Origin of the sequence: Streptomyces sp. 142MFCol3.1, assembly GCF_000424945.1 — a bacterium.
Classification (GTDB): Bacteria; Actinomycetota; Actinomycetes; order Streptomycetales; family Streptomycetaceae; genus Streptomyces; species Streptomyces siamensis.
In genome coordinates this window covers 294,122-307,326 of sequence record NZ_AUKV01000006.1, presented here as the reverse complement: position 1 = coordinate 307,326, position 13,205 = coordinate 294,122, and the positions used below count along the sequence as shown (strand labels likewise).

Genomic DNA, 13,205 nt, shown 5'->3' with positions numbered 1-13,205 from the left:
GTAGGTTCTGTGGTCTGGAAGTGACCGCACATCGGAGGAAGTTGACGTGACCGATATCGCCATGCTGCCCGAGTCCTGGCGCGGCGTCCTGGGCGAGGAGCTGCAGCAGCCCTACTTCAAGGAACTCGCGGAGTTCGTCGAGGAGGAGCGCGCCAAGGGTCCTGTCTACCCTCCGCGTGAGGAGGTCTTCGCCGCGCTGGACGCGACACCGTACGAGCGGGTGAAGGTCCTCGTGCTCGGCCAGGACCCCTACCACGGCGAGGGACAGGGGCACGGCCTGTGCTTCTCGGTCCGCCCGGGTGTGAAGACCCCGCCCTCCCTCCGGAACATCTACAAGGAGATGAAGGAGGAACTGGGCACCCCGATCCCCGACAACGGCTATCTGATGCCGTGGGCCCAGCAGGGAGTGCTGCTGCTGAACGCGGTGCTGACCGTGCGCTCCGGTGAGGCCAACTCGCACAAGGGCAAGGGCTGGGAGAAGTTCACCGACGCGGTGATCCGTGCCGTGGCCGACCGGCCCGACCCGGCCGTCTTCGTGCTGTGGGGCAACTACGCGCAGAAGAAACTCCCGCTGATCGACGAGGAGCGGCACGTGGTGGTGAAGGGGGCGCACCCCTCGCCGCTGTCCGCGAAGAAGTTCTTCGGCTCGCGTCCGTTCACGCAGATCAACGAGGCGGTGGCCCGTCAGGGGCACGAGCCGATCGACTGGCGGATTCCCGACCTGGGCTGACGGCGGACCTGTGGCCGGCCCCCGTGACCGGGGTCGGCCCCCGTGACCGGGGTCGGCCGTCGCCGTCCTCCGCGGTCGTCCGGGGGTCCGCACCCCCGCCCGTCACCGGCCTGGCCCAGTGGCGTACGGGGGCGCCTGAGCCCGATTGTCAGTGGCTCCGGCTAGCGTCGTGGGGACAGCGACGAGCCTGGAGGACGCGGTGGCGGAGCAACAGGAGCAGGCGGCGCCGGACGCCATCATGACCCGGATCGGACAGGTCGTCATGCTGCACCACGGCGGGGACCGCGAGGAGGCTCGGGGCCGCTTCCTGGACCTGTGGGCGGAGATCGGCGAGGACGGCGACCCGCTGCACCGCTGCACGCTGGCGCACTACATGGCCGACACCCAGGACGACCCCTCGGACGAACTCGCCTGGGACCTGCGCGCGTTGTCGGCGGCCGAGGAGCTGAGCGACGGGCGACTCGCGGAGCGCCACCACTTGCTCGCGGTCCGCGCCTTCTACCCGTCCCTCCATCTGAACCTCGCCGCCGACTACGTGAAGCTCGGCCACGGCGAGGTCGCCCGCAGCCACCTGCGCAGAGCACGCGGCGCGGTCGGCGCCCTCGGCGACGACAGTTACGGCGACGGGATCCGTGCGGCGATCGCCCGCCTGGAGACGAGACTCGCCCACGACGGCATCCCGGACGGGGACAGCCTCCCCGACCGTCTCGGCGGTCCGGGAGGCGAGACGCTGGGACCGCCGAGAAAACGCCCCTGACGAGGCACCGACCCCGCTCCCGGTATGCCCCTGGGACGCGCACGGCCTCGGGTTCCGCCGGCCTGTCCACGGGCACCGATGACGCCGTGCCCGCCTCGGGACGGGCACGGCACCGACCGGGATCCCTCAGGGGCCGTACGCCTTCTTGCAGATGGTCGCCTCCGGGCTGTCCGCCTTCCAGCCGCCGTACTTCCTGCCCAGGGCGCACACGTCCGAGCCTCGTGGCAGACGGGTAGGGACGGGCGGCTCGGCGGGATGCGTGTCGGGCCGGTGCGGGGCGGGCCGCGGGTCCGGCCGGTCGCGGTGCGGCGGTGTCGGTGGTGCCGTGGCGGCCGGCGGGGGAGCGGCCCGGTGCGGTGCCGGGGCACGCTTCGAAGGCTTCGAGGACGGCCCGATGAGCTCCAGCGCCTCCTTCGCGGGTGCCTGCACGATCTGCGGTTCGCCCTTTCCGTCCGGGCGCGGCGCGGCGGGCCGGGGCGGCGCGGGCGGCGGGCCGGGAGAGGGCGGCCGCTGGACGGTCACACAACCCGAGAGGGCGGTGACAGCCGCGGCGACCAGGAGCGTTGCGGTGGTCGTCGTTCGATGCACTCGCGCAACTCTGCTGTGTCCCGGCCGCTTTGGGGAGCGGACAAGCGCAGATTGCCCCACATGGGTGATCCTTCCGTTCCTCCGATGGGCGCGGACGCCGGAGAACTGACCGCCTGCGCACGGCTCGCCGGGCGGCCCGGGATCAGGGTGCCAGCATTCCCCGCAACAGCTCGCGAAAGCTCGCGCGCAGCTCCTCGATCCCCGGCACCGCGTCGTGGAACGAGCCGGCCACGCACGAGAACATCATCCCGTCGCACCAGGCGACCAGGGACAGTACGTGCCGGTCCGGGGCGCTCGAGCCGGCGGCGGTGACCAGCGCGGTCAGCGGGTCCCGGAAGCGCCGCCCCGCCGCGTCGAAGAACTCCCGCAGCTCGGGGCGCCGGGTCGCCTCCAGCGCCAGCTCGTAGCGGGCGACGAGCAGTTGACGATGGCGGGTCAGATAGCGGTGCAGGGCGAGAGCGAGTCCGTCGGCCAGGGCGTCGGGCCCGCCGCGCGGGTCCGGCATCTCGTCGGGCGTGAGCACCTGCGCCTCACGCTCGGCGAGCCGCCGTACGGCGGCCTCCAGCAGGGCCAGCCGGGTGCGTGCCTGGTTCGAGGTCGAGCCCTGGGGGAGCCCGGCGGTCTCGTCGACCGCGCGGTGGGTCAGACCGCGCATCCCGCGCTCGGCGAGCAGGCCCAGCGCGGTGTCGGCGATCAGTTCGGCGCGACCGGCGCCGGGGTTGCGTACGGGCATGGGACCAACCTATCGGGATCACTACATCTGTAGTACGGTCGAGATGCCGGGTAACTACAGGTGTAGTGACCTGGTGTGCGCGGTCATCGCAGTCGGGCGGTGACCCCTGAGGACCAGGAGGAGCCATGTCCGAGGTGCCCGAGGTTCCGGCGCGGCCGGTGGCGGCAGGGACGGAAGCGGCACGCACCGTGGCGCAGCCCATCGACGCCCGGGCCGCCACGAGGGGCGCCACGGCGGAATCCGCCGGCCGGCCCCGCGCCGTCATCGTCGGAGGCGGCATCGGCGGACTGACCGCGGCCGTGGCCCTGCGCCTGCGCGGCTGGCAGGTCACCGTCCTGGAACGCTCCCGCTCGCTCACGCCGGTCGGCGCGGGCATCTCCCTGGCACCGAACGCGCTCCGCGCGCTCGACGTGATCGGCATGGGGGAAGAGATCAGGGGACTCGCCGCCTGGCAGGGTGACGGCGGAATGCGCACCCCGCAAGGGCGCTGGGTGTCGCGCACCAGCGCCTCCGCCCTCGCCGAGCGCTTCGGCGGCCCGCTCGTGGTCGTGCACCGCGCCGAGCTCGTCGCCCGGCTCGTCGCCCGGCTCCCCGAGGACACCGTCCGGACGGCCGCCGAGGCGAGGCTCGCCGACCCGGGCGACACCGCGCGCCCCGCCCTGGTCGCCACCGCGGACGGCGGCCTGGAGGCCGAACTGGTCGTCGGCGCCGACGGCATCCACTCCGGTGTGCGGCAGGCGCTCTTCCCCGGGCATCCCGGGCCCGTCTACTCCGGATTCACCACCTGGCGGATCGTGAGCCCGGCACCGCGGCAGGCCTTCGACGCCCACGAGACCTGGGGGAGGGGCCGCATCTGGGGCACCCAACCGCTCAAGGACGGCAGGATCTACGCGTACGGCGCAGCTCTGGCCCCCGCCGGGCAGCACGCCGCCGACGACGAGAGGCAGGAACTCCTGCGCCGGTTCGGCGACTGGCACCACCCGATCCCCGCCCTGATCGCCGCCGCCGAACCCGCGCACGTGCTGCGTCACGACGTCCACCACATCGCCGAACCGCTGCCGGCCTTCCACCGCGGCCGGACGGTCCTCCTCGGCGACGCCGCGCACGCGATGCCGCCGACCCTCGGGCAGGGCGGCAACCAGGCCATCGAGGACGCGATGGTCCTCGCCCATCACGCCGGCCCGGACACCGTCGACCTCGCCGCCTACTCCGTGGCCCGGGCGCCGCGCACCGCCGCCATCGCCCGCAAGGCCGTCCAGGTGGCACGGATCGACATGATGACCAGCCGCGTCGGCATCGCCGTGCGCAACGCGGCTCTCGCCGCGCTGTCCAAGGCCGGGCCCGAGCTCCTGCTGCGGAGCTTCGACGGCATCGCCGACTGGCGACCGCCGCAGCCGCCGTATGCTTCCGTCGAGGCCGTGCCGGCCACCCGTCCGGCCGGGCCCGAGCCGGTCACCGGAGCCGGCGTCTGAACGCGAGGAGAGCTCAGTGAAGGTCGGCTGCATCGGACTCGGCGACATCGCGCAGAAGGCCTATCTGCCGGTGCTCGGAGCGCAGCCGGGGATCGAACTGCACCTGCATACGCGCACGCCCGAGACGCTCCACCAGGTGGCCGACGGCCTGCACCTGCCTCAGGAGCAGCGCCACACCGACCTGGCGGACCTGCTGGCACAGGGCCTCGACGCGGCGTTCGTGCACGCGGCCACCGTCGCGCACCCGGAGATCGTCACGCGCCTGCTGGAGGCCGGCGTACCGACGTACGTCGACAAGCCCCTCGCGTACCGGCTCGCCGATTCGGAGCGGCTGGTCCGGCTGGCGGAGGAGCGGAACGTCAGCCTCGCGGTCGGCTTCAACCGGCGCTACGCACCCGGGTACGCGCAGTGCGCCGACCACCCGCGGGAGCTGATCCTGATGCAGAAGAACCGCATAGGACTGCCCGAAGAGCCGCGCACGATGGTCCTCGACGACTTCATCCACGTCGTGGACACCCTGCGGTTCCTGGCGCCGGGCCCGGTCGACGACGTCACCGTGCGGGCCCGGGTCGCGGACGGACTGCTGCACCACGTCGTGCTGCAACTCGCCGGCGACGGATTCACCGCCCTGGGCGTGATGAACCGCCTCAGCGGATCGAACGAGGAGATCCTCGAGGTCTCGGGCCAGGACACCAAGCGCCAGGTGGTCAACCTCGCCGAGGTCATCGACCACAAGGGCCAGCCCACCGTGCGACGGCGCGGGGACTGGGTCCCCGTGGCCCGGCAGCGCGGCATCGAGCAGGCGGTCCTCGCCTTCCTCGACGCCGTACGCGCGGGAAAGGTGCTCAGCGCCCGTGACGCGCTGGCCACCCACGAACTGTGCGAGCGGGTGGTACGTGAGGTCGAGGAACGGACCGCCGCAGCCTGATCGCGCGGACGCCCTCCGTCGCGCACAGCGCCGTCAGTACCAGCAGGGCCGCGTACACCGGCCAGTCGCCGAACCGGACGTACGGCGTGATCCCGCGGGCCAGCGGGACCTCGTACACCGTCGCCCCGTGCGAGCCCGTGCCGAGCCAGGAGCCGATGCGCTCGCCGCTCGGCCCGTAGAGCGCGGAGACGCCGGTCAGGGTCGCGTGCACCATCGGGCGTCCGGTCTCGGCGGCCCGCAGTGCGGCGAGCGAGGCATGCTGCTCGGGCGCCCAGCTGTGCTGGAACGTCGACGTCGACGACTGAGCGAGGAGCACCCCGGCGCCGTCCTGGGCGAGGTGCCGGCTCATGTCGGGGAAGGCGGACTCGAAGCAGACCATCGGGCCGACTCGCAGCCCGTGCCCCACGTTCATCACCACCTGCTCGCTGCCGCGTCGGCGGTCCTCGCCCGCAGCCTTGCCCACCGAGGTCGCCCAGCCGAGCAGGGAACGCATGGGCACGTACTCGCCGAAGGGGACGAGTCGCATCTTGTCGTAGCGGTCACCGGTCGGACCCTGCGGGCCCACCAGGACCGAGCTCTTGTAGATGCCCGGACGGTCGGAACGGCGGGCGTCGACGTTGACCAGGATGTCGGCGCCCGTCAGCCGGGACAGCGCGGCGATCCGGACCGCGAGGTCGGGGCGGTCCGCCAGGTCGAAGCCCACACTGCTCTCGCCCCACACGACGAGGTCGACGTCCTGCCCGGCGAGCGTGCGGGTGAGTGCCTCCTCGCGTGCGAACCGCTCGGTTCCGCTCCCGATGCCGTCGACGACGCCCGGCTGCACGACGGCGATCCTGACCCGGCCGTCGACGTCCGGGCGCGGTGACCACACCCACGCCGCCGACGTCACGGCAGCGGTCGCCACCAGCCCGGCCACGGCGGGCACGCGGGACCGGCGTACCGCGATCAGGACGGCGACGGCGATGTTGACCGCCACGACCAGGAAGCTGAGCAGCCATACACCGCCGACCGAGGCGAGCCGCAGCGCGGGCGCCACTTCCCACTGGCTCGACCCGAGCAGACCCCACGGGCCGCCCAATCCCTGCCAGGAGCGGGCGAGTTCGACCATCAGCCAGCCCGAGGGCAGCACGATCAGCGCGGCGGCGATCTGGCCCGCGGAGGGCGCCCCCGCCAGGAACCGCCGCACGAGCCATCCCCAGGGGGCCCACAGCAGCCCGAGCAGCGCCGCTATCAGCACCGTGAACACGTGCAGGCTGGGCAGCAGCCAGTGATGGACGGCCAGCATGAAGCCGAGCCCGCCGAGCCAGCCGTCGTACGCGGCCCGTCTCCCGGTCGGTGCCGAGCGGACGAGCAGGATCCAGGGCACCAGGGCGACATAGACGAACCACCACCAGGACGGGGCGGGGAAGGCGAACACGGGCAGGGCGCCCGCCAGTGCGGCGAGGACCCCGCGCCGCCATGGAGAGCCGAGCCACGGCCCGAGCCGACCGGGCCGACCGTCCGGCCTCTGCATACAGCGCCTCCCTCCCCAGGTGGTGCTTCCAGTGTGCGCGCCCTCGGCGATCTCCGACAGAGGGCCTCGGACGGGGCGCGCCGCCGCGGTGATCTCAGGGGGTCGGGAAGCCGGGGTGGACGTCAGGGACTCTGGAAGGCCGGTGCCGTCAGGAGTTCAGGGGCCCGTGGGCGCCGGGGGCCCTGAGGCCACGGGTGGACCTCAGGGGTTCACGGGGACGTCGGCGCCGGGGTGCGGCGCCACTTCTCCTGGACGACCACCTCCCGCAGCCGCCAGCCGTCGTCCGTACGCACCAGACCGAAGGCGTACCGGCCGCCGCACACGAAGTCGGGCGCGGTGGAACCTCCCGCCGGTTCCGAGGAGGCGCCGTCCGGTGTCGCGAGGCGCATGGGATTGATGTAGTCCGCCTGCACCCGTGCCGTGTCGCCGGTGTCCTGATCGAGGATCCCGAACCGAACCCGGCGGTTCACGATCAGGTGCTGGCGCATGGGGAACAGCTGCAAGCTCCGGGCGAGCCACTGCGCGATGTGCGCGGCGTCCCCCTCGATGCCGCCGGCCGAGCGGTAGTCCGCGCGTCCGTCCGCCGTGAACAGTCCGCGGTACGCCTCCCAGTCGCCGTCGTCCACGGCCACGGCGTACTCGGTGACGAGTCCGTCCACGGCGAGCCTGTCCATCACGGTGGCGAGCTCCACACGCTGCGTCATCGGCTCAGTGTTGGCCACGGGGCGTGCCACGCCAAGAGGCGTGCGGCGACATTCGGTGGCCGCTTCGAGGTCGCCCGGTGGCCCCCTGACGCGGTCGGTGCGGCCGAGGGCCCGTCGGAGAGAGGCGCTCGCCCGGCGCCGGGACGCTCCCTTCCCGGCACGGGTGTCTGTCCGTCTGAGATCGTGGGTGATCCGCATGCGGTCGAAGGTGACCGATTCCCGGCGCGAGGAGGCTCTTATGACACGTCCGGTCACGATCGTCACGGGTGGCAGTCGGGGGATCGGAGCCGCCACGTGCAGGCGCCTCGCGGCGGACGGGCACGACGTGGTGGTGGGGTACGTCAGTGACGGCGAGGCCGCCGAGTCGACCGCGACCGCCGTTCGCGCGGCCGGAGCACGCTGTGTGACCGTCCGCGTGGACGCGTCCGACGAGCACGACGTGGACCGGCTCTTCGAGACGGCGGCGGAGCGGCTCGGTCCGGTCACTGGCCTGGTGAACAACGCCGGGGTGACCGGTCCGCTGGGCAGACTCGCGGATGCCGACCCCGCCGATCTGCGCAGGGTGGTGGAGGTCAACCTGCTGGGGACGCTGCTCTGTTCGCGCCGCGCCGCCCGCTCGATGGCCGCCTCGGGGAGCGGTGTCATCGTCAACGTGTCCTCGGCGGCCGCCACGTTGGGCAGCCCGGGAGAATTCGTGCACTACGCGGCCACCAAGGCGGCCGTCGACGCGCTGACGACGGGGCTGGCCAAGGAACTGGGCCCCGACGGCATCCGCGTCAACGCGGTCGCGCCCGGGATGATCGACACGGAGATGCACGCGACGATGGGAGACCCGGGCCGCGCCGAGCGGGCCGCCTCGTCGATCCCGCTGCGCCGGGTGGGCGCGGCCGACGAAATCGCCGCCGCCGTCGCCTGGTTGATGTCCCCCGAGGCGTCGTACACGACAGGGGCGGTGCTCCGGGTGTCCGGAGGAAGGTGACGGGCGAGGGTGACGGGCGCGGGCCGGCCGACCCGAGGACGCGGTCCGGCCGACGCCGACCGGCCGGTCAGAGGGTGCCGGGCCGCCGCGTTCCGGGCCGCCGGGGTCCCGGACACGGGACGGTGCGCCGAGGCTGCCTGCCCGGATTCCACGAGCGGCGTCGGGACGGGCGGCTCTTGGAGGATGCCTCGGGCGGGCCGTCCTCGGAGGGGCTCACGGAGCGTGGGCTCCGGGCGAGTGCCCCGGTCGGGTCCAGGGCTCCGCGGGCGGTGTGCGGCCGGCTGTACCCGGGACGGTCAGGCGGCTTCGACGACCTCGCCCCGGATCGCCTCCGCCCACCTCACGACGAGCAGCTCGTACTCCGCGCGCTCCTGGGCGGACAGGGAACCGCCTGCGCGGGTCCACAGGGCGCGGATCTGCTCGTTTAACGCGGCCGCAGATCGCACGGAACCAGAGGGTGTGGAATCGGGGGACATGCGCACAAGCCTAGGGGCAAGGACTGACACTGCGCTACCGGACCGCTACTCATCCCGTATGTGCTTCATCACGGCCGACGGTCGGCAGCCGCGCTGCGGGGCGGTGAACCGTACGTCATCACACACGGGACGGCGTCCCGGCCGCGCGGCGGTCCGCCGGTTCAGCCCGCGGACTCGGCCGCGTGCGGGCTCAGCGCCCCCGTCGTCACCAGCGCGATGATGACGATGCCGAGCGCGATCCGGTACCAGACGAACGGCATGAAGCTCTTGTGCGAGATGAACTTCATGAACCAGGCGATGACGGCGTAGCCGACGGTGAAGGCGATGATCGTCGCGAAGATCGTCGGGCCCCAGGAGACATGACCGCCCTCGGCGGCGTCCTTGAGCTCGAAGGTGCCGGAGGCGAGCACGGCCGGCATCGCGAGGAGGAAGGAGTAACGGGCCGCCGCCTCGCGGGTGTAGCCCATGAACAGGCCGCCGCTGATGGTCGCGCCGGACCGGGAGACGCCGGGGACCAGGGCCATCGCCTGGCAGACGCCGTACAGGAGCCCGTCCTTGGCGTTCAGGTCCTGAAGTGTCTTGCGCTGCTTGGCCGCCCGGTGCCTGCCGCCCGTTTCGTCGCGCGCGGCGAGCCGGTCGGCGATGCCTATGACCACACCCACCACGATCAACATCGTGGCGGTGACGCGGAGATCGCGGAACGGCCCCTCGATCTGGTCCTTCAGCGTCACGCCCAGCACGCCGATCGGGATCGAGCCGACGATCACCAGCCAGCCCATCTGGGCGTCGTGGTCCCGGCGCATCGCCTTGTTCGTGAGTGAGCGGAACCAGGCCGCGAGGATGCGGCCGACGTCCTTGCGGAAGTAGATCAGCACCGCCGCTTCCGTGCCGAGCTGGGTGATCGCGGTGAACGCCGCGCCCGGGTCCTTCCAGCCGGCGAAGGCCGCCGTCAGCCGCAGATGCGCGCTGGAGGAGACGGGAAGGAACTCGGTCAGCCCCTGGACGAGTCCGAGGATGAGGGATTCAAACCAAGACATGAAGTTACGTGGTCCAAGTGCTGATCGTGGAAGGGGCGATGGGCGCGCCGTGACGCTTGTGTGGTGATCACGGGCGATGAGGGCAGCGTAGCGCCCGCGGGTGACGGGTCGGCCACAGGGGCTTCGCGGCGGCGGACGGCAGGGGCCGTCGGCGGGCTCCGGCCGCGGCTGTGCGGGGCTGGTCCGGTGCTCGTGTCGGGGTGGTTGACCGGCGGCTGCGGCGCCGCATACGTTGCGGCACGAGGGAAAGCGCTTGCTCCGGCCTGGCTCCACCCGTTGCCGACAAGCGTTGGTCAACGTCCGGCGTCGCGTCCGATGGAGTGCTGATCAGGTCCATGCCCACACCCGACATCGCAACCGAGACCTTCCCGGGCCGCCCGGCGGTCACCCCCTTCGCGGGCCGCCGCATCAGAGCGGCCGTCGTCGGCGCGGGCGCCATCGCGCGAGGGAGCCACCACCCCGCGCTCGCCCGGCTCGCCGAGGAGGGCGAGACGGAAGTCGTCGCCGCGGTCGACATCGCGGAGGAGGCCGTGCGGGACTTCTGCGCCACGGCGGGGATCCCGCACGCCTACACCGATCTGGACCGGATGCTGGAGGAGCAGCGACCCGACCTGGTCGCCGTCTGCACCCCGCCGACCCTGCACCGCGAGCAGACCGTCGCGGCGCTGCGCGCGGGTGCCTGGGTCTGGTGCGAGAAGCCGCCCGTCCCGACGCTCGCCGACTTCGACGCCGTCGAGGCGGCGGAGGGCGAGGAGCAAGGCCCGTACGCCTCGATCGTCTTCCAGCACCGGTTCGGATCCGGCGCCCGGCACGTCAGGCGGCTGATCTCCGGGGGCGCCCTCGGGCGTCCCCTCGTCGCGCACTGCCAGACCACCTGGTACCGCGGCGCCGACTACTACGCCGTGCCCTGGCGCGGACGCTGGGCCACGGAGGGCGGCGGGCCCGCGATGGGCCACGGCATCCACCAGATGGATCTGCTGCTCGATCTGCTGGGGCCGTGGAGCGAGGTGCGCGCCATGGCCGGGCGTCTGGTGCACGACATCGAGACGGAGGACGTCTCGACCGCCCTCGTGCGCTTCGAGAGCGGTGCGCTGGCCACCGTCGTGAACAGCGTGCTGAGTCCGGACGAGGTGAGCCGCATCCGTGTCGACTGCGAACGCGCCACGGTGGAACTCACCCACCTGTACGGACACCGCAACGACGACTGGCGCATCACGCCGGCGCCGGAGGTGCCGGACGCGGAGGCCGCGGGCTGGCGGGACTTCGGTGAGGACGTGCCCAGCTCGCACCTCGCGCAGTTGCGGGACCTGGTCGCGAGCATGCGCGCCGGTGAACGGCCGCGCAGCAGCGGTGCCGACGGGCGCACCAGCCTGGAACTCATCAGCGCGCTGTACAAGTCCGCGTTCACGGACACGACCGTCCGGGCCGGGGAGATCGGCCCGGGCGACCCGTACTACACGGCCCTGCACGGCGGTGCCCCGGGCTGGGCACCGGCCGCGTCCGGCGCGCACGCGGCGACGGGCATCCGCGAGGCGCCGGATCCGTCGGGAACAGGCGGGACGAGCGGGGAGGCCGCGCCCGGCGCGGGGCAGGAGGTGTCGGCATGACCGGAGTCCCGGCCGACGGCCCGCGCGTCGTCCATGCGCACGGCGACCGCATCACGATCAGTGACGCCACCACGGGTGTCGAGCTGCTGAGTTACGTCTACCGGCCCGAGGCTGCCTGGGAGGCCCCGAAGCCGTACCTGCATCCGCTCCGGACGCTGGCCGGCGACATCGTCACGGACTACCGGCCCAACGACCACCGCTGGCACAAGGGCCTGCAGATGACGGCCTCGCACCTGTCCGGCCAGAACCTGTGGGGCGGTAACACGTACGTTCGCGGGCAGGGCTATCGCGAACTCCCGGAGCGCGTCGGGTCGATGGCGCACATCGCGTTCGACGAGGTGGTTTCGGGCGGGGGCCGCGCGGTGGTCGCGGAGCGCCTCACGTGGCATCCGTACGACGGTGACCTCTGGGCCGACGAGGAGCGGCGCATCGAGGTGCACGACATCGACCCGGAGAGGGGTTCCTGGGCGCTGACCTGGACCACCGCGGTCACCAACCGCCGCACCGAGCCGCTGCGCTTCGGCAGTCCGACCACCGCGGGGCGGGAGATGGCGGGCTACACCGGCCTGTTCTGGCGCGGGCCGCGCGCCTTCCGCGGCGGGCGGGTCATCGGACCCGGGGCCGAAGGGCCCGCGCTGATGGGGCGGCAGGCACCCTGGATCGCGTACTCGGGGGAGCACGACGGTGCCGACGGGCACGCCACGCTCGTCTTCGCGCACGCCCCGGAGAACGATCATGCCGGGGCCCGCGGCGGGCATCCGGCCCACTGGTTCGTCCGCAACGAGCCCTTCGCCGCGATCGCCCCCTCGCTCGCCTTCTTCGACGAACTGGAGCTCGCGCCCGGGGACACCCTCACCCGTCGCTACCGGGTGGTGGTGGCGGACGGCGCCTGGGGGCCCGCCGAGGTGGCCGAGTACCTGGAAGAGCACCCCTGGTGAGCGCCGCGTCCACCGGCTTCGCCGGGCTGCCCGGAGCCGTCGCCGTCTCGCACCTGCGCGTGTACGACTGGCCTGCCGCCGACGGCGTGCGCGGGGGAACTCCCCATGTGCACCTGACGTGTTCGGAGGCGTACGTCGTCACCGGAGGGCGCGGGGCGGTGCAGACGCTCACCACCTCCGGGTACGAGGTCACGCCGCTCGCGCCCGGCACCGTCGCGTGGTTCACTCCCGGCACGATCCACCGGCTGGTCGACGAGGACGACCTGCGCATCACGGTCCTCATGCAGAACAGCGGACTGCCGGAGGCGGGGGACGCGGTCCTGACGCTGCCCCCGGAGCACCTGACCGATCCCGAGACGTACGCGGCGGCCACGGTGATCCCGGTGGATGCGCCGGAGGAGGAGCAGGCCCGGTTCGCCCGCGCCCGGCGGGACCTGGCCCTCGACGGCTACCGGGCGCTGCGCGACGCGGACGGGCCCGAGCCGCTCGCCGCCTTCCACCGGGCCGCGGCGAAGCTGGTGCGGCCCCGCCTCGCGGAGTGGCGCGAGCGATGGCGGCGGGGCGCCGAGGCGGCGGCTGCGGTCACGGGGGACCAGCTCGACCGGCTGGAGCGCGGCGACGCGTCGCATCTCGCCGACGCCGCCGTCCGGGCCGAACAGCCGTCCGCGCACGGCCGGTTCGGCATGTGCGGGCGGCTCGACGTCTACAAGGGGAACGCCTAGGCGCGCCGGTCGTGGGCTGCC

14 protein-coding genes are annotated in these 13,205 nt (G+C 73.0%); 8 read left to right on the top strand and 6 right to left on the bottom strand.

Translation table 11 applies throughout. From position 1 onward, the window contains the following. The first annotated feature begins 46 nt into the window (after positions 1 to 46). Together H305_RS0111310 and H305_RS0111305 are read left to right on the top strand one after the other, a co-directional pair. Positions 47 to 730: a uracil-DNA glycosylase gene (locus H305_RS0111310; RefSeq protein ID WP_028800480.1), complete on the top strand. Its 684-nt coding sequence runs from the start codon at positions 47 to 49 to the stop codon at positions 728 to 730. Between the two features lie 199 nt (positions 731 to 929). Then, on the top strand, positions 930 to 1,487 hold the full coding sequence (locus H305_RS0111305) for a hypothetical protein (protein ID WP_037763405.1): 558 nt from the start codon (positions 930 to 932) through the stop codon (positions 1,485 to 1,487). A gap of 126 nt (positions 1,488 to 1,613) precedes the next feature. Here H305_RS0111305 and H305_RS0111300 read toward each other — a convergent pair whose 3' ends face one another. Further along, on the bottom strand, positions 1,614 to 2,075 hold the full coding sequence (locus H305_RS0111300) for a hypothetical protein (RefSeq protein ID WP_028800478.1): 462 nt from the start codon (positions 2,073 to 2,075) through the stop codon (positions 1,614 to 1,616). A 142-nt stretch (positions 2,076 to 2,217) separates the two neighbouring features. Next, entirely contained in the window at positions 2,218 to 2,808 is a 591-nt protein-coding gene (locus H305_RS0111295; RefSeq protein WP_028800477.1) for a TetR/AcrR family transcriptional regulator, read from the bottom strand. 263 nt (positions 2,809 to 3,071) lie between these two features. Between H305_RS0111295 and H305_RS45470 the strand changes: the two genes are divergently transcribed. Beyond that, on the top strand, positions 3,072 to 4,280 hold the full coding sequence (locus tag H305_RS45470) for an FAD-dependent monooxygenase (protein ID WP_051370525.1): 1,209 nt from the start codon (positions 3,072 to 3,074) through the stop codon (positions 4,278 to 4,280). Positions 4,281 to 4,296: 16 nt separating this feature from the next. Further along, positions 4,297 to 5,208: a Gfo/Idh/MocA family protein gene (locus H305_RS0111285; protein WP_028800476.1), complete on the top strand. Its 912-nt coding sequence runs from the start codon at positions 4,297 to 4,299 to the stop codon at positions 5,206 to 5,208. Here the strand turns inward: H305_RS0111285 and lnt are convergent. After that, on the bottom strand, positions 5,126 to 6,721 hold the full coding sequence (gene lnt, locus H305_RS0111280) for an apolipoprotein N-acyltransferase (RefSeq protein WP_028800475.1): 1,596 nt from the start codon (positions 6,719 to 6,721) through the stop codon (positions 5,126 to 5,128). The genes H305_RS0111285 and lnt overlap by 83 nt on opposite strands. A gap of 209 nt (positions 6,722 to 6,930) precedes the next feature. Next, complete coding sequence (locus tag H305_RS0111275; RefSeq protein WP_028800474.1) at positions 6,931 to 7,425, bottom strand: nuclear transport factor 2 family protein; 495 nt, start codon at positions 7,423 to 7,425, stop codon at positions 6,931 to 6,933. Between the two features lie 238 nt (positions 7,426 to 7,663). Between H305_RS0111275 and H305_RS0111270 the strand changes: the two genes are divergently transcribed. Continuing rightward, a complete protein-coding gene (locus tag H305_RS0111270) occupies positions 7,664 to 8,404 on the top strand; it encodes an SDR family NAD(P)-dependent oxidoreductase (protein WP_028800473.1) in 741 nt (246 codons plus the stop codon). Between the two features lie 296 nt (positions 8,405 to 8,700). On the opposite strand, the gene H305_RS50465 is transcribed toward H305_RS0111270, so the two are convergent. After that, positions 8,701 to 8,880, bottom strand: a complete 180-nt coding sequence (locus tag H305_RS50465; protein WP_028800472.1) for a hypothetical protein — start codon at positions 8,878 to 8,880, stop codon at positions 8,701 to 8,703. A 161-nt stretch (positions 8,881 to 9,041) separates the two neighbouring features. Next, positions 9,042 to 9,917: an undecaprenyl-diphosphate phosphatase gene (locus H305_RS0111260; protein ID WP_028800471.1), complete on the bottom strand. Its 876-nt coding sequence runs from the start codon at positions 9,915 to 9,917 to the stop codon at positions 9,042 to 9,044. A 335-nt stretch (positions 9,918 to 10,252) separates the two neighbouring features. On the opposite strand from H305_RS0111260, the gene H305_RS45465 reads away from it, so the two are divergent. From H305_RS45465 to H305_RS0111245, 3 genes are read left to right on the top strand one after another with little or no spacing between them, the layout of a single operon-like run. After that, entirely contained in the window at positions 10,253 to 11,524 is a 1,272-nt protein-coding gene (locus tag H305_RS45465; protein ID WP_107439997.1) for a Gfo/Idh/MocA family protein, read from the top strand. Further along, the gene (locus H305_RS0111250; protein WP_028800470.1) at positions 11,521 to 12,462 is read left to right on the top strand and encodes a PmoA family protein; all 942 of its coding nucleotides are present in this window, start codon (positions 11,521 to 11,523) and stop codon (positions 12,460 to 12,462) included. Before H305_RS45465 ends, H305_RS0111250 begins: the two co-directional genes overlap by 4 nt. After that, positions 12,459 to 13,184 carry a cupin domain-containing protein gene (locus H305_RS0111245; RefSeq protein WP_420708047.1) on the top strand — a complete coding sequence of 242 codons (726 nt, stop codon included), beginning with the start codon at positions 12,459 to 12,461 and terminating at the stop codon, positions 13,182 to 13,184. Before H305_RS0111250 ends, H305_RS0111245 begins: the two co-directional genes overlap by 4 nt. Positions 13,185 to 13,205: the final 21 nt, after the last annotated feature.

Bases quoted from the DNA above. Each gene is read 5' to 3' on its own strand.
- H305_RS0111295 (WP_028800477.1), bottom strand. From the start codon at position 2,808: ATGCCCGTACGCAACCCCGGCGCCGGTCGCGCCGAACTGATCGCCGAC.
- lnt (WP_028800475.1), bottom strand. From the start codon at position 6,721: ATGCAGAGGCCGGACGGTCGGCCCGGTCGGCTCGGGCCGTGGCTCGGC.
- H305_RS0111275 (WP_028800474.1), bottom strand. From the start codon at position 7,425: ATGACGCAGCGTGTGGAGCTCGCCACCGTGATGGACAGGCTCGCCGTG.
- H305_RS0111270 (WP_028800473.1), top strand. From the start codon at position 7,664: ATGACACGTCCGGTCACGATCGTCACGGGTGGCAGTCGGGGGATCGGA.
- H305_RS50465 (WP_028800472.1), bottom strand. From the start codon at position 8,880: ATGTCCCCCGATTCCACACCCTCTGGTTCCGTGCGATCTGCGGCCGCG.
- H305_RS0111260 (WP_028800471.1), bottom strand. From the start codon at position 9,917: ATGTCTTGGTTTGAATCCCTCATCCTCGGACTCGTCCAGGGGCTGACC.
- H305_RS45465 (WP_107439997.1), top strand. From the start codon at position 10,253: ATGCCCACACCCGACATCGCAACCGAGACCTTCCCGGGCCGCCCGGCG.
- H305_RS0111250 (WP_028800470.1), top strand. From the start codon at position 11,521: ATGACCGGAGTCCCGGCCGACGGCCCGCGCGTCGTCCATGCGCACGGC.